Below are 21,208 nucleotides of genomic sequence, written 5' to 3' on the forward strand. Positions count from 1 at the left end.
AGAGGTGAGGCGCGGGGGCCGGAAGCGGTTCACGCTTCGTCGCGGTCGGTGAGGCGGCCGTCCGTGAGTCGCCAGTAGTGCTGGTGAGGAGTCAGTTGCCAGGTCTCGTCGGCAGCGATCGCCCGCGCGACCCACTCGTGAAGTTGTGGAAGGGCATGTGCGCGTAGAACGGCGCGGGTGGCGGCGCGTTCGGTTGCATCGACCGCGTGGACGTCGATACGGAAGCCGACCGAGTCCGGGTGGATCCCGCGGCCGTAGTTTCGGGAGATCGGAGCGACCCATGCTGCTCCGAGGACGATGCTCCCGCCGCCATGCCCAGCGAGGAACCGCAAGTCCGAGACGTGGGTCATCCAAGGGCCGAGACATTCGTTGATGTCGGTGGTGGTCAGTGGCCAGGCACGGTGCCGGGGCAGTCTTCGATTTCGCGCGGACATGGCAACCAGAATGACAGGGAGTTCGCCTCCGCCCGAGCATCGGCGACATCCGACATGCGACATCCGACGACCGGCGGCTCGAAGACGCGGAGCACCATCCGCCGGAGCGGCCGTCGTCCGGACCGGGCATGCTCAGCCATCGCGTCTCCGGGCGACATAGACGGTGTTGGCCGCGGTCCCGCCTTGAAGCGGATTGTCGAAATCCACGACATGGGCGGCAGTGTCCGTGAAGACCTGCGAGAGCACCGAGTTGAACTCCTCGTCGGGTGGGTCGTTCGACCACAGCGCGAACACCCCGCCGGGATACAGAAGTTCGGCCAGGGCCCTCAGGCCGGACGGTCGGTAGAGCACGGCATGGTCGGGGTGCAGCACATGGCGCGGCGAGTGGTCGACGTCCAGCAGGATCGCGTGGAAACGTCGTCCAGGAGTTTCGGGGTCCAAGCCGCGCGGCGCCGCACCGGCGACGCCGGCGCTGTCTCGCTCGGACGCCGGGCTGTCCGCTCTCGTACCGTCCGCAGACGGCGGTTCGCCCGCGGCCGCACTCCCAGCAGTCATCGCGAAGAAGTCCCCGCGCACGAATCGGCACCGGGGGTCCGACGTCAGTCCCGCGCCCAGCGGCACAAGTCCGCGCCGGTGCCAGTCGATCACTTCGGCCAGGGCGTCGACGACGATGAGCGACCGCACTCGCGGATCGTCCAGCGCCGTCCGGGCGGTGTACCCGAGGCCGAGTCCGCCCACAGCGACATCGAGTGGACCGTCGGCCAGTTCGGCCAGACCGAGCCGCGCCAACTCGACCTCACCCGTGGTGAAGAGACTGGACATCAGGTACTCGTCGCCGAGCTTCACCTCGTACACATCATCGCCCGACAACGGATCCCGCCGCCGACGCAGACTGATCTCGCCCATAACCGTCGGCCGCCAGTCGAGTTCCTCGAAACGTGCGCTCACCCGATGCCCTTTCCCCTACGTTGTCCCACCACCGCGGGCCGCAGGACATCCGCCCTGGCCACCTGCTTCCACGGCTGCGCCGAAGCGTGCCACACCCTGGAGCAAGCCGATTCCGTCCGGCTCGGGGCCCGATGCCCTGGAGGATCTTCACACGGACCGCTTCCGACGGACCGGTCACACGGCCGTACGACGCCGTGTCGAGTCGGCGGGCACGGGAAAAGGTCCGTCTCCGGAACCTCAGTGACGTCATTCCTCGGGCTCTGGCTCGACTTCCGTGACGTCCAGAGGAGCGTCCGTCGGTCTCAGTGACCGGCCATCGGCTCGAAGCAACCCGTCTCCGGGTAGGGGCCGTTGGTCGACACCTGATAGTTGGTCTTCTGCACGAACGCGGTGACGCAGGCGTCGTCGTGGACGCGCAGGCCCACCCGCGCGCCCTCCGGTGTGACTTCCCGGCCGTTCTCGAAGCGCGAGTTCATCGGCTTGACCAGCAGTGTCCCGCCGAGCAGGTTCCCCTGGGCGTCGAAGCTCTCCTCCTGGTAGCCGAGCTTGAGGACCGCAGCGCGGACGGTCTTCGGGTCCCAGGCCCCCTGTTGCCACAGCCGCTTGAGCACAGGTTCGATGCGGGCGGCCTCCCGCTGGGCATCCTTGGCGCTCGCCGCGGACATGTCGCCCGGGATCCGGAAACCGTTGTTCTCGCGGTAGTGAGGGGCGCCTTCGCCAGCCCCTGGTTCCACGTAGGGAGACGCCACGGAGGGGCTCGGGGTGGCGCTGGTCCCCTCCTGGGCCGTCGTCCCTCCGGTCGCCCCCGTCGTCACGCGCTCCGTGCCGCAGGCTCCGAGCGACACCGTCGCCAGGACGACCAGGGCCGCCATCACGGCACCCCTGCCGCGCTGCCCGGACCCGAACCGACCGGCCGCCGCTAACGCACCCTTGCCCATAAGTTCCCCCCTCACCTCTACATCCCCCATCCCAAGATCAAGCTCATCGTAGAAACCATCTCCTCGTCCGTCGTGAGTACCCGTACTCACTTCCACTTCCGCGCTGGAGACGCGGCGGGCACGGCACTCGGCGGCGGACTGCCAACTCTCCGTTGCCCCGTTGCCCCGTTGCTCCGGACAGGAGCTGCCCACAGGGCACCAGATCGATTGTCAGTGGGCGACGCTAGCGTTCCGCTCATAGTCGCACTCGGCCCGGGACGGACTCCCCGGCTGAACTGTGCTCTCCTCTTGTTGTTCTTGACGCGGAAGGCTGTGGCTCGTGGGTTGGCTGTCGGCGGGTGACGGGTATGAAGTCGCCCTTGTGGAGGGGCGGGTGGCGGCGCGTGCCACCTCGGGCCGGGCTGCGGGACGGCAGTTGAAGTCGCTGCCGCGTGCGCTCAAGGACCACCCGGAGGTGGACCGGCTGCGACGGTTCGCCGAATGGCTGGACCGGCACGCCACAGCGTGTGTCGCGCAGGTCGACGCGTGGATGGTGTCGTCGCTGCCCGTCCCCACCGGGCTGCTGGCCCGGGTGTGGCCCGACGAGGCCTGGCAGTCCGCGCTGCGCGATCTGGCCGTGGTCGGTGACGACCCGGACGAGGTCGGTTTCCTGCGGGGTGCCACCGACGCCGGCGAGCTGCGCCTGGTGAACCTGGACGGCGAGACCGTTCGGATGGCTCCGCGCACGGTGACGCTGCCGCATCCGGTGCTGTTGCCGGACCTCGACGACGTGCGTGAGTTCGCTGCTGAACTGGGCATGGTCCAGCGCGTCGAGCAGATCCACCGTGCGATGTGGCGGCGTCCGGTGGACCTCGACACCAAGTCCACCGAGGTGCGGGACTTCGCCGGGGGCTCGTTCCGCTCCCGCTTCGCGCTCGCCGCGCGCGCCAGTTCGCTGGGCTACCGCGTGTCCGGTGGTTACGCGACCGCCCGGGTGCGGGACGCCGGACGCACCGTCGATGCCTCGGTGTGGATCGGGGAGCCGTACTGGGAGGACCAGGTCGAGACCGGAACCCTCACGTGGCAGGACCAGGACGGCCACGCCCTGCCGCTGCGCGAGGTGGGACCGGTCGCTTGGTCGGAGGGGATGCGGATGGCCGCGGCGCTGTACGCGGGCCGCGTCATCGAGGAGGGCAAGAACGCATGAGCGGGGGGACGCAGGTGTCGTACGAGGAACTGCTGACGGCGGGCGCGGTGTTGCCGCCCGACGCGGAAGAGGTCGGTGAGCGGGGGGTGCCGCTGACGGCGCGGACGTACCGTCACCCGGGACTCGACGACCGGGTGGTGGTACGGCTGGTCGCGGGCGAACTGGGGGCGGCGGAGGACCTGGCCGCAGGGTTCCTCGGCCTGGAGAAGGACGCCGAGCCGGCAGTCGTCGGGTTCGGGCTGCGCCAGTCGCTCGGCTTTCCCGAGTGGGTGCTGGTGCACCACCCGCAGGACGGGCACCACGCGCTGGGCGTCGTGCCGGACCTGGAGCGGGCGGCCCGGCAGGCCAAGTCCCGTCCGAAGGCCGCGCTGGACGCCTTCGTGGAACTCGGTGAGCGGCTGGCGGCCTCGGTGCCGCACTTCCTGCCGACGTTCTACGAGCAGGCCGGGCGCGTGTTCCTCGCGGAGGAGAACGCGACATACGCGGCCCAGTTGTTCACCCGCGCCCGCAAGGCCGAGGCGCAGCACGGGCTGACGATCCAGGAGGAGCGGCTGGACGCCGTGTTCCTGGAGTTCGCGCTGGCGGGTGCGCTCCCAGTGAAGGTGTTGTCGGCCTACTCCAGGGAACTGGCGGCGCGCGTGCCGGCCGAGGAGGCGCTGCGGCGCTTCACCCGCCTGTGCCTGCGCCGCACGGCGGGCGGGCTGCCGCCGTCGGCGCAGATGGCGAACGACCTGCGCAAGCTGGCCCGAGCCGCCGGCCAGGACGCGAACCTCACCGAACAGGACTACCTGTCCGAACTCCTCGGTCTGCCGGCCACCCTGCGCGCGGCGGCCGGCTGGTGGAAGGGACACCGTACGGCGCTGGTTGCGCTGGCCGCGCGTGAGCCGTGTATGCGCGGCACCCTGCTCGACCTGATCCCTTCCAGCCACGAGAGCGAGATGCCCGCGATGTGGCTGGGGCTGCTGGAGGCCTCCGGTGCCACGGCCGGACTGTGGGATGTGTCCCTGCCGGCGGAACAGCGGCCGCGGGACGGTGCGGCGGGCTGGCTGGAGCGGTTCCTGACCTACCGGGAGCGGGCCAGGTCGTGGCGTGACTCCAGTCGCATGGCCGATCTGTATCCGCTGGTGGAGCGCGCTGCGGACCGGCTGCGGACCGAACTCGCCGCGTCCGGTGGCACGGTGAGGGTCCTCCACGACCTGGACCTGATCGACCTGCTGCTGTCCCTGGACGTTCCGGTCGCCGCCCCGAAGAAGGACGAGGCTCTGCTGCTGACGCAGTGGGCCCCGGGCGAGGGGCACCGTGACCTGATGTCGCTGGCGGCCGACACCCGCTTCCACGACGCCTTCCGGCGAGGCGCCGACCGGTTCGGCCACGACGACCACACGCTGCGGGCCATCAGGGTCCTGGCCGCGTCGCCGGGCGGCAGCCCTTTGCTCGCGGACTGGGTGCGTACCGTCGTACGACGGTTCACCGCGGTCGGTCTTCCTCAGCTGCCCGAGGCGCTCGCCCGGCTGAAGTGGCTGCCCGCCGAGGCGCTGGCGCTGGCCGAGGAGGAGGTGCGTGAGGCCGCGGGCACCGACCTCGCGCCGGTGCTCCAGCGCACCCTGCGGGCCGGGCTCTTCGACGAACTCGGCTGGCCCGCCTGGGAGGAGGCGGTCGCCGCCCTAATACCCAAGGCCGACATCGAGGACGTGATCGTCGCCGACGCCTGGCCCCACCTCATCGTGGCGGGTGCCGCCCAGGCCCGGGTTATCGGCGCCGAGGGCACCCTCCTCACCCACGACCTGCGGATCCCGGCGAACGGAGCCTGGGGCGATCCCGGCTTCCACCACGTGGACGGTGAGCTCCTCGTCTACTGGAACGACCGCAACGACGGCCTGCGCGGCTACTGGCACACCCGCGCCGACCGCCCGCAGAACATGGAAGGCGCCTCGAACACCCGAGGCACCCAGATGGACTGGTACCAGGCCAACATGCCGGTCACGCTGCCCCTGCCCGGCGGCGGCCGGACCACCGGCGGCGGCGTTCTGCACGCCGGTGACACCACTCTGCCCGCGGAGCGGCAGGTGCTCTGCGACGGCGTCTCGTACTGGGTGTGGAGCGCGGAGGGCGAGGACAACCAGGCGTACGGCTGGTACGAGTACGACCCGGTGACGGGTGAGCGGGGCCGCATGAGCAGGCCCGCCTTCCTCTCCGACGCACTGCGCGACGCCCCCGAGGGCAGCAGCTTCGAGGGCGGTCGACTGCTTCCCTCGCCGACAGCCGGTGCCGCGCCGGCCTCCGCGCCCGTGGACGGCCTGATCGGTCTGCGCGTGGTGCGGCTGCCCGACGGTTCCCTGCGAGCCCAGGATCTCGCCGGGCACACCGTCACGCTGCCCTCGGACGCCGGCCGGCCCGCCACGCTCGTGGTCTTCCCCGGCGCCGAGGGAGCGCGTGCCATTGTCCGCAACAGCTGGCAACTCGCCATCGTGGACACGGACGGCGTCATCACCTCGGTGGCCAAGACCGACCGTGCGCCCGGTGTCTTCGGCGAGGGCTCGCTGCTGCTTCCGCCGGAGCAGTACTGGGAGTGCCTGACGGCCCGCGACCCGCAGGGCTCGGAGGCACTGCGGCACATCGACCGCGACGCGGCGGCGGCCCTGCTGGCCGCCGCGGCGGACGAGGACAAGGAGGTGCTGCCCGACGCGATCCTCTCCCTTCTCCCGGTCACCCACTCCGCGTTGGTGGCGGGCATCGCGGGAGTCGTGCGCCACGCGGCCGGTCAGCAGTCCGTCCTGGACGCGGTGGCCGCCCGGCTCACCCGTGCGCTCGACGGCGGCCTGGAGGACGAGGGCCCCGCCGGGCCGGCGGACGCCGTGCTCCTCGACGCGACGAGCGGTCTCTGCGGATCCACCGGCTACTGGTGGAACCGTGACAAGGAGGCCGACACCGTCTTTCGCGCCCTGCGTGAGCTGAAGCGGGCGGTCCGACTCTCCGGCGCCACCACGGTGGAGGGACCGGCCATGCGCCTGCACCTCGACGGACGCCGGTTGCCCGTCGGCCAGCCCGGCCTGGAGACCCTGCTCGACCGTGTCAGCGCCCTGGCTTTCAGGACAGCGGCTCACACCACTTCCGAGGACCACCGGGAGGCGCTGCACTCGCTGCTCGCCGAGTTCGACGCCCTGGGTCTGGTGCCGGCGGCCGAGCCCGCGCGCTGGCGCAAGGTGGACCTGCATCTGGAGGAGGGCCCGCTGCGCACGCCGTCGGGCGAGTGGCGTGAGGGCGCGTGGAACGGGGTGCTGCCTCTGGGCGACGGTGCCTTCATCGCCGTCGTGGGACGCAGCTCGCAGGACGACGACGGCTCCGTGTTCGCCGGATACTTCCACGATCCGGCCGGGCGCTTCGAGACGCCGGAGCCCTACACGCTCCGCGCCTCGGCCCCGCTGGGCGAGGACGGGCATGCCGGCCGGATCGGCGCGTTTCTCACGGAGCTGGCCGCGCGCGGACCGGCGCCCTGGTTCCCGCAGGCCGCCGAGGAGTTCGCCCGTCTCACCGGCGTCACCGAGACCATGGCCCGGCTGATCGTGGCCGGTCTGCCGCAGGTCGACGTCTACGAGCGGACGTTCCTGACGACGCAGGCGCGCGATGCCATCGGGGTGAAGGCGGCACCGGCGGCCGTCGCCAAGGATGAGCTGCGCGATGTCGACCCCTCGGTCCGTGCCGCGGTGATGGCCGCGCTGCTGCCCGCGGAGCCCGTCCGGCTGTGGACCGAGGGACCGGACTGGGCCGCCGCGGCCGAGGTCTGGAACAGCAGGATCGGCCGGCGGACGGCCGTACCCGAGGAGTTGCTCAGCGACGCGACACGCGCGTTCAAGCACAGGAAGGGGGAGGTCCGCCAGGCGCTGCCCGCGCTGTTGCACCCGGCCGGTGAGCCCCGGCTCACCCGGGACCTGGAGTGGGCGGTCGACGGCGACCGGGTCAAGCCCGTCGACAAGGAGGCGGTCGGATTCACCGGGCAGACGCTGGTCGGTTCCATCGGCCTCGCCGCCTGGCTCGCGCACCGGCTGCCCGTCGGCGATCCGGTCCGCGCCGCGCTGCCGGCCGCGCTCGGTGCCGTACGTGACAGGCTGGCCCACCCCGGACTGGTGCTCGACCTCGATGAGTATGTCCATCTCCCCGACTTCCGGAAGACCGCGGGCGCACCGACCGAGGTCGGCAAGGGCTTCGAGCGCTACGGCGCCGTCATCCTCGCGACCCAGGACGACCAGCCGTCCCCTGGCATCCGGGTCGCCCTGCTCGACGAGGCGGGCCAGGACCCGTACCTGCCCGCGCTCCGCGTCGACGGCCAACGCCCCTTCCCGGCCGAAGCGGCCCTGAGCCTGGCCCGCTCCTCCCGCTTCGCGGCCCTCCTCGCCGACCCGGGCGACCCGCAGGCGGGCGAGCGGGGCAAGGACGGCACCTGGTGGCCACAGGACCCGGGCCGCTCGGTACCGGATCTGGTGACCGAGGCCGCCAAGAAGTACGGCGTCAGCGAGGATGCCGGGACGCTCTATCTGATGCTGCTCGCCATGCCCGACCCGACCGACCGAATGACGGCCCGGTGGACGGGATGGAAGCCGGCCCGCCTCAAGGCGGCCCGTGCCGAACTGGCCGCCACCGAGCTGGTGGTGGAGGCCACCCGCACCCGGGCCGGACGTTCGCTCTTCCTGCCCGGCGGCTGGGTGGACCCGAGGGCTCCGCGCGTTCCGCTGGAGCGGTGGAAACTGCCGCTGTTCGACGGCCTGCTGAGCGGCGAGGACGCTCTCCTGGCCGTGATCGTGCCGACCGAACCGGCCGCGGAGCTGTACCGCAGGGCCTGGCAGCAGGTGGTCCAGGAGGGCGGCGGTCCCCGGTTCGAGGCGCTCAAGGTGCGGCGGGGACGCCGCCGCTGACGCACCTCCGGGACGCCGGCCACGACAGGCCGGCGCCCCGGCAGCCCCTGCTACGACGACAGACCGACCTGACGACCTACGGAACAAGGACACGCATGCCCGCGACCGACACGGCGACGGCCCTTCCGGCCCGGCAGACCCTGCCCGCCGAGGAGCGCCACGCCACCGAACTCGCCTTCCTCGCCGCCCACGACGCGGGCCCCCGCCCGCCCGGCTGGCGGCTGACTCCACGCTCCGCGATCACCTTCGTCTGCGGCAGCGGCGGCGAGACCCTCAAACTCCCCGAGCGGCACGGAACACTGCCGGACCGGCTGGTCATCACCCCCAAGTTCGTCGGCGAACGCGCCCTGGTGGAACGGTGTGTGGTCACCCTCGCCGGAGAACGCGGTCTCCTGCTGGTCGGTGAGCCCGGCACCGCCAAGTCGATGCTCTCCGAGCTGCTGTCCGCCGCCGTCTGCGGCACCAGCGCGTTGACCGTGCAGGGCACCGCGGGCACCACCGAGGACGCCATGCGCTACGGGTGGAACTACGCCCTCCTGCTCGCCCAGGGCCCCACGCCGAAGGCGCTGGTCGACTCCCCGGTGCTGGCCGCCATGCGCGCCGGCCGGGTGGCCCGTGTCGAGGAGATCACCCGCTGTCTGCCCGAAGTGCAGGACGCCCTGGTGTCGATCCTGTCCGACCGGCGGATGAGCGTGCCGGAGCTGGCCGGTACGGACGACGCCCAGGTAGCGGCCGCCCCCGGGTTCACCGTCATCGCCACCGCCAACCTCCGCGACCGAGGCGTCTCGGAGATGTCCGCAGCACTCAAGCGCCGCTTCAACTTCGAGACCGTGCACCCGATCGCCGACGTCGACGCCGAGACCGCGCTCGTACGGCGGCAGGCCGTGGCGGCCGTCGAGCGGGCGGGCGCCGTGTTCGGCGTCGACGACGCGGTGCTGGACGTGCTGGTCACCGTCTTCCGTGACCTGCGGGCCGGACGGTCCGCGGAGGGCTGGGACGTGGAACGGCCCGGCACGGTGATGTCGACGGCCGAGGCCGTACAGGTCGCCGTCTCCCTCGGCGTGGCCGCCGCCTACCTCCCCGGCGACGACTCCCTCGATCTGGTCCCCGGTCACCTTCTGGGCGTGGTCCGCAAGGACGACCCGGCCGACCACGCACGTCTGCTCGGCTACTGGGACGGTCCGGTGCGCCGCCGCGCCGAGGACGGTTCGGCCCTGTGGCGCCGGCTCTGGGACCTGCGGGAGAACCTTCGGTGACGCACACCCAGGATCCGCGGGCGGCCGTCACCGCCCTCGCCGGCTCCGTGGCGCCGTACCTGCTGGGCGTACGGCACCACAGCCCGGCGCTCGCCGCGGCGGTGCCGGCCCTGCTCGACGCCTCGGGGGCGGACGTCGTATGCGTGGAACTGCCCGCCGACTTCCAGCCGTGGCTCACCCATCTCGCCGCGCCGGGCACCGTCGCGCCGGTGGCGCTCGCCGGGGCGGGTGAGGACGGGCGCCTCGGCTTCTATCCGTTCGCCGACTTCTCCCCGGAGCTGGCCGCGGTCCGCTGGGCACGGGACCGAGGGGCGGACGTCGTGTGCTGCGATCTGCCGATGTCCGATCCGCGCCGGCACGCGGAAGCCACCCTGCCGACGGCCGACACACGGACCGCGGCCGCCGACGCGGCGTCCATGGCCCCACCCGTCTCCTTCGGGAACGCGCTCGCCGCATCCGGGACCGGCCGTGACGACGACGATCTGTGGGACCGCTGCGTGGAAGTCCTCGCCCCCGGATCCGCCCCCGAGGCGATCCGCCGCGCCGCCCTGGGTGTCGGATGGGCGCTGCGCAGCGACGCCGCGGCGGCCGACGGGATACCGGCGGTGGACCTCGCCCGCGAGGCCCACATGCGCGCGACGATCGCCCGCGCCTCGGACGGCGGGCGCCGGGTCGCGGCCGTCGTCGGCGCGTTCCACGCCCCGGCGCTGACGGCTGTCACCCTGTCGCCCGATGCGAATCCGGGTCCGGTCCCGGGTCCGCGTCCGGACGCGAGCGGCACCGAAGCGGTGGCGACAGTGGTCGATCACGGCGTCGTCGGGGAGTACCCGAGCGTCGTCACCTCCCTCGTCCCGTACGCCTTCGATCTGCTGGACTCCCGTTCCGGCTACCCGGCCGGCATCCGGGACCCGCGCTGGCAGCAGGCGGTGTTCAAGTCCGGAGGCGATCCCGAGCAGGTACGGGCCGCCGCCGCGCGAGCGCTCACCGACGTGTGCCGCGAGCTCCGCGCGGCCGGGCACACCGCCGGGACGGGCGAGGCCGCCGAGACGCTGCGGATGGCATGCGACCTCGCCAGGGTGCGCGGACTCGCGGCACCGGGGCGCGGCGAGGTCATCGAGGCGCTGACGACCGTCATGGGCCAGGGCGAGCCGCTCGGCCGCGGCCGAGCTCTCGCGCGGGCGCTCGAAGTCGTCCTGGTCGGTACCGACCGAGGCAGGATCGCACCGGGCACACCGCGCTCAGGCCTCGGCCCGTGCGTGGAGGCGGAGGTCACCGCACTGCGGCTGCCGGGCCCGGACGACCCCGCGTCGCGCGAGGTACGGCTGGACCCGCTGCGCTCCGCCCTGGACGGCCGCCGCGAGATCCTGCTCCAGCGCCTCGCCGTGTGCGGCGCGGGCTACGGCGAGGCCGTGGCCGTGGCCGGCACGGGCGACGCGGCCGCCCTGACCACCCGATGGCGGGTGTCGTGGACCCCGGCCATCCCCGTACGACTGGACCTGGCCGGGATCCGGGGCGTGACCGCCGCCCTGGCCGCCGAGGGCACCCTGCGGGAGACCTTCCGCAAGGAGTCGGCGGACGGCGGGCCCACGTGCGCCCACGTTCTCTCCGCGCTCGGTGCGGCCGCCCGCTGTGATCTGCCCGCGCTGGTGGCCGAGCGGCTGGCCGATGCCGCCACCGTGCTCCCCGCCGCCGCCACACTCCCCGAACTCCTCACCGCGCTCGACCTGTTGGAGGCCCTGTGCCGCGGCCATCTGCCCGGCACCACACCGGAGAGCCGGCAGGCCGCCTCCGAACTGGCCACCGACCTCCTGGAGTCGGCGGTCCGCACCCTGACCGGGCTGGCGGGCAGTGACCGGCCGGAGGACACGGCCGCGCTCATCGAACTGGCATCACGGGCGGGTGAACACCGCCTCGGACTACGGATGGACGACGCCCTCGACACCCTCGCTCGCACGGGCTCCCCGCTCGTCCAGGGCGCCGCCCTGGCCGCCCGCGTCCTGCTCGACCTCGACGACGCCGCCATGCTCGGCGCGCGTACGGCGGGCTGGATCGACACCGCCACCGGCCCGGAGGCACGGCATGCGCTGGGCCGCCGCCTCGGCGGGCTGCTCAGCGGTGCGGCCGCGCTGCTCCAGTCGGCGCCCACCGCCCTGGACCCACTTCTCGACCGGATCGACACGCTCACCGACCAGGGCTTCCTCGACCGACTGCCCGCCCTGCGCGGCGGCTTCGACACCCTGAGCCCGGCGGGCCGCGACCGCCTGCTGCACACCGTGACCGAGCGACTCGGCGACCGCCTCGACCTGTCGCTCACGGCCTCGCCACAACTCCTCGCGCTGTGGACGGCCGCGGACGCGGCGGGGCTCGCGGCCCTCCGCGCTCTGCGTCTGCCGACCGGGACGAACGGTGCGACACCCGCGGACACCGGGACCCGCACGGTCCCCGACGAGCCCGAGCACCCCGCATCCGCACCCGCTGCCGTACCGCGCCCCGTGCCGACACCCGCCTCCTCCTCCGTTCCCCCGTCCGCCACTCTGCGGATCACCCCCACCGACCGCTGGCGGCTGCTGCTCGGCCGGGAGACCGACAGACTCCCGCAGAGCGCCCGCCGATACGCGCACGCGCTGGACGAGTTGTACGGCACGGGCCGCGGTGAGGGCTCCTCGGACCTCGGCCGGGAAGGCCGCGCCCCGGGCCAGGGCGGCGGCCAGGACGCGTCCTTCCCGACAGCCCGCGAATGGGCCGAGGAACTGGAGTCGCTGTTCGGCGCGGAGGTCCGCGAGGAGGTCCTGGCACGCGCCGCCGACCAGGGCCGCAGCGACGTACTGGCCGAACTCGACCCCACCGCGGTTCGCCCGTCGGTCGGCCTGCTGACCTCCGTGCTGTCCCTGGCCGGCGGGATGCCCGAGGCGCAACTGGCCAGGCTGCGCCCGCTCGTACGCCGTCTGGTCGACGAACTGGCCAAGGAACTCGCCACCCGGATGCGCCCGGCCCTCACCGGGCTCGCGACACCGCGCCCCACCAGACGGCCCGGCGGACGACTCGACCTGCCGCGCACCCTGCGGGCCAACCTCGCCCACACGCGCCGAACGGCCGACGGGCGGATTGTGGTCGTGCCGGAGCGACCGGTGTTCAGCACCCGCTCGCGCAAGGAGGCGGACTGGCGCCTGATCCTCGTGGTCGACGTGTCCGGGTCGATGGAGGCCTCCGTCATCTGGTCAGCCCTGACCGCGGCCGTTCTGGGCGGCGTCCCCACCCTGTCCACGCACTTCCTCGCGTTCTCGACCAACGTGATCGATCTGACGGACCGGGTCGACGACCCGCTGTCGCTGCTCCTGGAAGTCCGGGTCGGCGGCGGCACCCACATCGCGGCCGGGCTCGCCCACGCCCGCTCCCTCGTCACCGTGCCGAGCCGGACCCTCGTGGTGGTGGTGAGCGACTTCGAGGAGGGCTGCCCGCTGGGCGGACTCCTCGGCGAGGTACGGGCCCTGGCGAGCTCCGGGGTGCACCTGCTGGGATGCGCCGCCCTGGACGACACCGGCACCCCGCGCTACTCGGTGCCCGTCGCCCAGCAGCTCGTCGCGGCCGGCATGCCCGTCGCCGCGCTCAGCCCCCTCGCCCTCGCCCGCTGGGTGGGCGACCGCCTCCGCGGAGAGACCCGATGAACGCCGAACTGCCCCCAGCGGCCCCCGATGTGGTCGCCGCCGCCGTCGAGAGCCTGACCTCCCGGCTGCGCAAGAAGCTGGACGCCGCGATCGAGTCGTACACGGCCCTGCCGGTCGTCGCCGACGGCACGGTCCGGCGCGTGCGGTGCGGAGAGGACGCCGAGGTCACTCTCACACCTGGTCCGTCCGGCGCCGTCACGGACGCGGACCAGGTGGTCTGCAGTTGTCTGCTCGCCCCCCGGTGCCTGCACCGGGCCGCCGTCCTCGGCGCCTGCCCCCTGGCCGACACGGACACGGAGGCCGACACCGAGCACGGCAGCGCACCGGAGGACGGCAGCGCACCGGAGGAAGACTCCCACGCTGGGAGAGCCGCGACAGCCGCGGCGTTCGACGCTCGGACCGGCACGGGGCCCGGTGCGCCGCCGACCGGCGAAATCGTCGCGGAGCCCGAGGACGCCGTCGCAGAGCCTGAGGAGACGGTCCCCCTCACCGAGGCCCAGGTAGCCGCCGCGTCCGAGCTGTGGGCGGCAGCGGCGGCCGTGCTCGCCGCGGGGGTGCCCGCCGCGGGCGCGGTTCCCCAGGCCGAGTTGCTACGGGCCGCGCACACCGCCCGGCTCGCGGGGCTGCACCGCGCCGAGGCAGCCGCGCTACGGGTCGTACGTGGGCTGCGTGGCGCGCGTGCCCGCCACGACGGCCACCGGCTGGCCGACCTCGTCGTCCAGGTGCGGGAACTGCTGCTCACCACCGGCCTGTTGGCCGCGGCCGACCCGGAGCGGGCCCTGATCGGCACCGCCCGCCGCAGCTACCGGCCCGGCGGCAGCCTACGGGTCCACGGGGTGTGCCGGGAACCGGTGATCGCGGCCACTGGTTACGGCGGTGTCGTCACGCATGTCGTCTCGGACGACGGACGCTGGTTCTCGGTCGCCGACGTCAAGCCCGGTGGACCGGCCCGTGCGCAGGGCGCTGCCACAGCCACCGTCACGCTCGGCTCTGGAAGCCTCAACCACGCCCAACTGGCCCGCGGCGGACTGCTGATCTCCGGCGCGACGGTCTCCTCGGACGGCCGCCTCGGCTCCGGCAAGGGGGTACGGGCGACTCCGGTCACCGGTCGGTCGTGGACATCGGGCCCACTCGCCGCGCTGTTCGCCCGGCCCCTGGCCGAGGCTGTCGCCGAACGGCTCACCGTGGCTCCGGGTGCCGACCCGGAGCGGGCCGAACAGGCGGCGCGCGAGCTGGTGGGCTGCGACCTGATCCTCGTCGGGGCGGCCGGTGAGCATCTGATCGCCCGGGAACTGCCGCCCGGACGGCCGGATGCTCAAGGCCTCCTGATCCGGCTGGCCCCGTCCAACGGCCACCCCGGCCTCGCCCACACGGCCAACTTCCGTCGGCTCGCGTCCCGGCCGGGCCTGCGGCTCCGTGTGATCGGCCGCCTGGACCCCGACCGCGCGGCCACGCTCCGACCTCTCGCGGTCGCCCCACTGGCGGACACCGAGGCGACGCTGCGACTGCCAGCGGAGTGGCAGGGCCGCGCCGACCTGGGCTACGACCGCCTGGAGGGCGCGCACCTCCCACCACCCGACGTCATGCCCGTCATGCCCGCCGTGCCAGCCGTGCCAGCCATGGGCGGGCTGAGCGACGTCCCGCCGGACCCGCTGGCGGAGGCCCCCCTGTGGCGGCTGCGGCGGCTGGTCGAGGTCGCCGTGTCGGGTGGCCGCAGAGCCGTCGCCGAACCCTCCCGCGACGGCGACCGGAGCGGGGGCGAGGCAGCGATGCGACGCAGCGGATTCCCCACCGCCGCGGACTTGTCGGCCGACCTCACGGCGGAGGCCGACCGGCGCACCCGCGACGTCTTCGGCCGCATCGGCGAGGCCGACCCGGACCGCTACGCACGGGCGTGGCTCGCCGCGGCCGTGTATCTGGCAGGCGTCGAACGGGCGTTGGTAAAGGCGACTTGGCAGCCGGAGACCGCCGGCTCGTGATCAAGCGCGCAAGCGCCTGACACCGGGCGGCGGTGTCAACTGCCACCGGCAGAACTTCCGTTGGTCCGTCCTGTCGGGGGACCGAGGCTGTCCCCCACGCCGCCGAGCGGGGGACAGCCTCGGCATCACGCGCTCGGCGGACGCGGCTCACGGTCGATTCTTCGGGTGGTGCCCAGCAGTTGCCGGTGCGATGGCTTCAGGCGCTGAACAGCAGACCGGCGCTGAACAGCAGACCTGTGTCCGGTCAACCGAGGTCCTACAACCGTTCGGGCAGCACGCCTGGTGATATCGCCGCAGCCTTCACCCTGTCCCCCACCAGGAGCTGGCCAGCGGACCGGCCTCGGTCCACATCAGCTTTTTGAACTGTTCCGGGATGAGAACTCCTTGCCAGGGGTGCCGTCCGGGCAGAACACCGAGGCGCAGCCGGAGCAGTAGTGCGCCGGCCGCCACAGCCGGTACACGGGCGGGGACCCGGCCTCGACGGCGGCCTTCTCGAGCCCGTCACACCACAGCGGGCTGTGCCCTGGAAGGGATCGGGCGCTCGCCGAGCCTCGATCGCACCGTGGACGGGCCTCGCCCACACCCCTGCCTCTGTCGCCTCCTGCGCCGAGTACCCATTCGGCGGCGCTGGGCGCAGCCGTGCACGAGGAATCCATCCGTCATGCAGCCCTCGACGCACGCCGCAGCCGCACAAGCCCCCGCCGAGTCCCCGGACGGCGCCCCAACCGCCGACGCGAAGCCGGTACGGCGTCCCGTCCAGGGGCTTGAGGCCCGTATGGCCGCAGTCATGACCGACATGGACGCCCGGCTCGCGTTGGCTGCCGTCGCCTACGAGGTCAACACCGCGCACATCGAGACGACCCCCGTCGACTGGTTCCACGTCGTAACGCCGTCGGCTCCCATCGCACCAGCCCCCGCCGCACCGGTCCCGACCCCGGGCCCGTGCGCCACGCCCATCGCGGCTCTGCTTCACCGCGCCTCTCTGCGACTACAGGAAGGTGGCTGGTGCACGGGAGCACTCACCGACGAAGAGGGGCGCTTGTGTTCGCAGGGCGCGATCCGCATGGAGTCCCACGGTGACCGCCACCTGGAGGCACAGGCCATGGGCGTGCTGCTGGAAGCGATCCGCAGACGCTTCGGCCCCCACGTGGAGTCGGTACCGTCCTTCAACGACGCCTGGGCCAACGGCCGTGAACCGACACGCATGCTGGAGCAGGCGAGCATCCTCGCCGACGCCCGCGGTATCTGAATCACCGGCGGTCCGGAACAAATTGCGCCCAGAGTGTCGGCGATGCCTCGATGAGAGACATCCAGCGCCGGACGGTCTTCTGGTGCGAATCGGTCGCCGTACCTTCGGCGACTGCCTCCGCGTCCGCGACGGAGCACCACGCTCCAGAGCAAGTCAGCAAGGCGAGCAGCCACTCGGGGCCTGTGCCCGCCAGGCACTCCATGCTCGGGGCCGCGCCGTGACGTGTCGGCTGCTGCGGCCGCGGCCACCGCTCCTTGCCCGGTACTCCTTCGCCATGGCCGCTGTCACAGTGTCACAACACTGTTCGAAGACCGTTCCCTCTCGGTGTGAGCGGGCGGAAGTGTCGCTCCCATGAGGCACGATCACCGGGACATTCCGAATCCCGGGGGGCTTCTCATGGCTTACGCAGCTCGTTCACGCCGTACCACCGCCGTACTCGCCGCTCTGTCGCTCGGCATCCTGGCACTCACCGCATGCAACGGCGACGGCGAGAAGGACACGGGTGCGCAGGCGAGCCCGTCGGCCGGAAGTACGGACAAGGGTGCCGACACGCCCTCGCCCGCTGCCAGCTCGGATGACGCTGGCAGCGACAGCGACAGCGGGAAGTCCTCCGACAGCCCCAGCACCCCGCCGTCATCGGAGCCCGGGTCCGACGACGGTCAGGACGGAGGTGTGGGCATGTGCGAGACGGCTGACTTGAGCTACAACGTCACCGTCGCGTCCAGGCCCGTCAACCACGCCTTGCTGACCGCGACCAACAAGGGCAGCGACCCCTGCCTGCTGTCGGCGAACGATCTGGTGATCACGATTCCGGGGCTCGACGGCGCCGCCGAGCACATGGGACCTGACGGCAAGGACTGGATTCTGAAGACCGGCGAGCGCGCCTACGCCGGGATCATGTTCTCGCGCGCCGACACCGCGGGCGGCAAGAGTGCCGACAAGATGGAGGTCGCACTCACCGCTTCCGAGAGCCCGACGACGGTAACGATCAACGGTGGCCCCGTCACGGTCAACGACGGCCAGGTCACCAGCTTCTTCGGCACCGCCGAGGACGCGCTCACCTACTGATCGCTCCGCGGCGGAAGGGCCCTGCCTCCTGGACCAGACGAGATCTCCAGCAGGCAGGGCCGCCTGGACGCGGGCCGCCTGGACGCTCTGCTCGCCGGCGGAAATTCCCTACCGAGATGGCCGGGCAGGGCGCAGACTCGTCTCGTGGCTGACATGGGTTCGTTCCGGGAAGCGGTCACCGCATGGGCCGCGGGTGGCCCCAGTGACCCCGCGCGCGAGCTGGCCGCGCGGCTGTCCGTCCGGACAGTGGTTCTGCTCGAAGGGCCGAGCGACGCCGCAGCAGTCGACGCGCTGGCCGACAGACGCGGCCGGGACCTGGCGGCCGAAGGCGTCTGCGTCCTGCCGATGGGCGGTGCGATGAGCGTCGGGCGCTATGCCCGCCTCCTCGGGCCATCCGGCCTGGGCCTCCGCCTCACGGGCCTGTGCGACGAGAGGGAGCGTCCCTACTACGCCCGCGCCCTGGAGCAATCGAGTGCGGCACAGCAAGAGTTCTTCGTCTGCGCGGCGGATCTGGAGGACGAGCTCATCCGCGCACTGGGCGTGACTCGGGTGGCGGAGCTCGTCCGGGCGGAGGGTGACCTGCGCGCCCTGCGGACCTTCCTGCGCCAGCCCGCGCAGCGGGGCCGCACCTCGGAGCAGCAGTTGCGGCGCTTCCTCGGCACGAAGAAGGGGCGCAAGATCCGCTACGGCCGTGTCCTCGTCGAGGCCCTCGACCCCGACCGCGTACCCGCCCCGCTCGACGACTTGTTCAGCAGCCTCTGACCGGCGGGCGTACCCCGGGGCACCAGCCATGCGCGCGGTCGCTCGCCGCGCCCGGCGCCGCTGCGTCGGTCTGTCCCCGCATACCGAGAACGTCGATGATTGCAGCCATGACATTGTCGACTGCGTTCACGAAGTTGTTCGGTGTCCAGCATCCGATCGCGTTGGCTCCGATGGGCGGATCGGCCGGGGGCGAGCTGGCGGCGGCCGTCTCGCACGGTGGCGGGCTCGGCCTGCTGGGCGCCGGAGGCGGCAACCCGGACTGGTTGGCGAGCGAGCTGCCGATCGTGGCGGGGGCCGGGAAACCGTGGGGTGTCGGGTTCCAGAGCTGGGCTGCCACCATGGACGTGATCGAGCAGGCCTTGGAGTACAGCCCCAGAGCGGTGATGTTCTCCTTCGGGGATCCGAGCCCGTTGGTTGAACGGGTCCGTGAGGCTGGTGCGGCGGTGATCATTCAGGTCACCGATCTGGAGGAAGCCAGGCAGGCGGTGGACCTGGGCGCCGACGTCATCGTGGCGCAGGGCACCGAGAGCGGAGGCCACGGCGCCCGGCACGGGCGATCCACGCTGACCTTCGTACCGATCGTGGTGGACCTGGCGGAACCCGTTCCGGTGCTGGCGGCCGGTGGGATCGCGGACGGCAGGGGCCTGGCCGCCGCCCTGGCGCTGGGCGCCGCCGGGGCAGTCATCGGCACCCGCTTCCAGGCCACGGCCGAGGCCCTCGTCGATCCTTCGGTCGCCAAGGCGCTCGTCGAGGGACGCGGGCAGGACACGGAGCGCAACCGCATCCTCGACATCGTCCGAAGCGCCCGATGGCCGTCGAAGTACACGGCTCGCACTCTGGGCCACCCGTACCTCGACCGATGGCGGGGCCGGGAAGCGGAACTCGCGGCGGAGCCCGAGGCGGCCCGCCTGGAATATCAGGCTGACGTGGCACGCAAGGCTGTGCCGCCGTTGCCGGTCTGGGCGAGCGAGGCCGTCGACCTCATCACCGACCTGCCACCGGCAGCCGAGCTTGTCGCCGCCCTGGCGTCCGAGGCCGACAACGCCCTGGCCCGAGCGAGAGGGCACTGACTGGAGCAGCACTCCAGGAGCCGGCACTCCAGGAGCCCGCACTCCAGGAGCAGCGATGGCCGAGCCCACCCCGCGACAGGCTTCGGTGACCAGGTCGAATTGCCCATCGACGGGCGGGGGTTGATCGTCTGTCTGCACGTGCGCCGGCTCCTCTGCGACCAGAGCCGGTACCGGTGCCGGACGCTCCTAGCAGAGGTGGCCGGCCTGGCCGAGCTCGGATGCTCGAAACCAGCACGGACTCTCCGGTCCTGCCCCCGGCGTATGGGGCGCCATCCACATACGCAACCTTCTCGAAAGGCGGGACGCCCCTCTGACGGAATGTCACCATTGCCCGGGAACCGTTCCGACCCTGCCCCCAGAGCCATCCATCGGCATTCGGCACGACACCGCTCGACCGCTTCGACTCACGGGCCGTGGACACCCGTACCTCGAACTCCGCATCGAGTCCCCCTACGGTCAAGCGACCGGCCTTCCATGGCATCGCCGGAACAGGAGCACGCCAATGCGCCTCTACGCCCAGACTCCAGCGCGTCGGACCCGTCAGGTGGTCGCCGACCTGATCGCCGTGGCTCTGATCGCGGCCGTGGTGAAATTCGCCCTGGTCGTCCACGACGCGATCATGCTGCTGGCCGAGCCGGGGCGGAAGGCCCAGAGCGCGGGCGACAACCTGGCCTCGGGCCTTGACGACGCCGGCGACGCTGCCTCGAAAGTGCCCTTCGTCGGGGATTCCCTGAAGAAGCCGCTCCAGTCCGCCGCCGACGCCGCCACCGATCTCTCCGACGCCGGACAGTCGCTGGAGCATTTGGTGAGTCGCGTGGCCACACTGACCGCACTCGCGCTGATCATCCTGTCAGTGGCCTTCGTACTGGTGTTGTGGCTTCCCCCGCGTCTGCGCTGGATCCGGCGCAGCGCCACCACCCGACGCCTCCTCGACGCCCCCGGAGGCACCGACCTGCTCGCCCTGCGCGCCCTCACCGGACCGCAGCGCGCTCTCACCGCTGTCTCCGCCCCGCCTGGCGGACTCGCCGATGCCTGGCGCCGCGGCGATCAGCAGGTCATAGCCGAACTGTCCAAGGTCACGCTCCGGCAGGCGGGCTTGCGGCCCTGACGGGCGAAGCACGAAACCGGCCTGCCACACCCAGGAGCCGACGGTCCGGGAGCCGCGTCCGGCGGTCTCCTCCACAGCGTCCTTGCGATCGGCAAGGCGCCCGTCTCTCAGGCCAATTGCTTGTGCATGACGATGCAGGGGCGGCCGTACTGGCGGTCCCTACGGCGGTCGATCTCTTTCCAACCCAGGGACGTCCAGAAGGCCAGGGAAGTCGGGGTGTTCTCCAGGACAGCCAGCCGGAGACCGTCCCGGCCCTCATGGCGGAACCGTTCCTCCACGAGCCCGGCCAGCCGTCGGCCGAGACCCCGGCGCTGAAGGTTCCCCTGCACCAACAACAGCCCGATCCACGGGTGTCCATCGGTGGGGTGACGGTCGAGCAGGCATACCAGACCGACGATCCGGCCCTGCTCGTCGCGGGCCAGCAGGACCTCGCAGCCCTCGGTGTCGGCTTCCTCCCGCAGATCGGCCTCGACCCTGTCGGCCGGAATGCGCTCAGGGTCGTACTCGCCCGCGGCACGGCAGTACTCCGGGTTGCTCGCGTAGAGGCCGACCACCTCGGCGATCTCTTGCGGGGAGAAACGGAGCGGGGAAAGCGACAACGATGACATCCGGGCAGGGTATCCAGCCGTACCGAC

General features: G+C 72.4%; 14 protein-coding genes. 10 read left to right on the forward strand and 4 right to left on the reverse strand.

Annotated features, from left to right (window positions below):
- Positions 1-29 precede the first annotated feature (29 nt).
- From ABZX90_RS16865 to ABZX90_RS16875, 3 genes are all read right to left on the reverse strand, one after another.
- Positions 30-434: a hypothetical protein gene (locus tag ABZX90_RS16865; RefSeq protein ID WP_355205561.1), complete on the reverse strand. Its 405-nt coding sequence runs from the start codon at positions 432-434 to the stop codon at positions 30-32.
- A 132-nt stretch (positions 435-566) separates the two neighbouring features.
- Complete coding sequence (locus ABZX90_RS16870) at positions 567-1,382, reverse strand: spermidine synthase (protein WP_355205564.1); 816 nt, start codon at positions 1,380-1,382, stop codon at positions 567-569.
- A 302-nt stretch (positions 1,383-1,684) separates the two neighbouring features.
- A complete protein-coding gene (locus tag ABZX90_RS16875; protein ID WP_355205567.1) occupies positions 1,685-2,254 on the reverse strand; it encodes a hypothetical protein in 570 nt (189 codons plus the stop codon).
- Positions 2,255-2,639: 385 nt separating this feature from the next.
- Between ABZX90_RS16875 and ABZX90_RS16880 the strand changes: the two genes are divergently transcribed.
- The 10 genes from ABZX90_RS16880 (at position 2,640) to ABZX90_RS16925 (ending at position 20,573) form a co-directional block, all read left to right on the forward strand.
- Positions 2,640-3,506: a DUF4132 domain-containing protein gene (locus ABZX90_RS16880; RefSeq protein WP_355205570.1), complete on the forward strand. Its 867-nt coding sequence runs from the start codon at positions 2,640-2,642 to the stop codon at positions 3,504-3,506.
- Positions 3,503-8,416, forward strand: coding sequence for a DNA-binding protein (locus ABZX90_RS16885; protein ID WP_355205573.1), 4,914 nt, complete (start codon positions 3,503-3,505; stop codon positions 8,414-8,416). The genes ABZX90_RS16880 and ABZX90_RS16885 overlap by 4 nt, the downstream gene beginning before the upstream one ends.
- Before the next feature lie 95 nt (positions 8,417-8,511).
- Positions 8,512-9,672: an AAA family ATPase gene (locus ABZX90_RS16890; RefSeq protein ID WP_351121202.1), complete on the forward strand. Its 1,161-nt coding sequence runs from the start codon at positions 8,512-8,514 to the stop codon at positions 9,670-9,672.
- Positions 9,669-13,337, forward strand: a complete 3,669-nt coding sequence (locus ABZX90_RS16895; protein WP_355205576.1) for a DUF5682 family protein — start codon at positions 9,669-9,671, stop codon at positions 13,335-13,337. Before ABZX90_RS16890 ends, ABZX90_RS16895 begins: the two co-directional genes overlap by 4 nt.
- Positions 13,334-15,316 carry a hypothetical protein gene (locus ABZX90_RS16900; RefSeq protein ID WP_355205579.1) on the forward strand — a complete coding sequence of 661 codons (1,983 nt, stop codon included), beginning with the start codon at positions 13,334-13,336 and terminating at the stop codon, positions 15,314-15,316. The genes ABZX90_RS16895 and ABZX90_RS16900 overlap by 4 nt, the downstream gene beginning before the upstream one ends.
- A gap of 661 nt (positions 15,317-15,977) precedes the next feature.
- Entirely contained in the window at positions 15,978-16,565 is a 588-nt protein-coding gene (locus ABZX90_RS16905; protein WP_351121197.1) for a hypothetical protein, read from the forward strand.
- Positions 16,566-16,961: 396 nt separating this feature from the next.
- On the forward strand, positions 16,962-17,633 hold the full coding sequence (locus ABZX90_RS16910) for a DUF4232 domain-containing protein (RefSeq protein WP_351121195.1): 672 nt from the start codon (positions 16,962-16,964) through the stop codon (positions 17,631-17,633).
- A gap of 144 nt (positions 17,634-17,777) precedes the next feature.
- Complete coding sequence (locus ABZX90_RS16915; RefSeq protein ID WP_355205583.1) at positions 17,778-18,395, forward strand: TOPRIM nucleotidyl transferase/hydrolase domain-containing protein; 618 nt, start codon at positions 17,778-17,780, stop codon at positions 18,393-18,395.
- A gap of 107 nt (positions 18,396-18,502) precedes the next feature.
- The gene (locus ABZX90_RS16920) at positions 18,503-19,465 is read left to right on the forward strand and encodes a nitronate monooxygenase (RefSeq protein ID WP_355205586.1); all 963 of its coding nucleotides are present in this window, start codon (positions 18,503-18,505) and stop codon (positions 19,463-19,465) included.
- Positions 19,466-19,967: 502 nt separating this feature from the next.
- Entirely contained in the window at positions 19,968-20,573 is a 606-nt protein-coding gene (locus ABZX90_RS16925) for a hypothetical protein (RefSeq protein ID WP_351121191.1), read from the forward strand.
- Between the two features lie 107 nt (positions 20,574-20,680).
- Here the strand turns inward: ABZX90_RS16925 and ABZX90_RS16930 are convergent, their stop codons facing one another.
- Positions 20,681-21,181 carry a GNAT family N-acetyltransferase gene (locus ABZX90_RS16930; protein WP_355205589.1) on the reverse strand — a complete coding sequence of 167 codons (501 nt, stop codon included), beginning with the start codon at positions 21,179-21,181 and terminating at the stop codon, positions 20,681-20,683.
- Positions 21,182-21,208 lie beyond the last annotated feature (27 nt).

It is taken from the genome of Streptomyces sp. NPDC002935 (genome assembly GCF_040611295.1).
GTDB lineage: Bacteria > Actinomycetota > Actinomycetes > Streptomycetales > Streptomycetaceae > Streptomyces.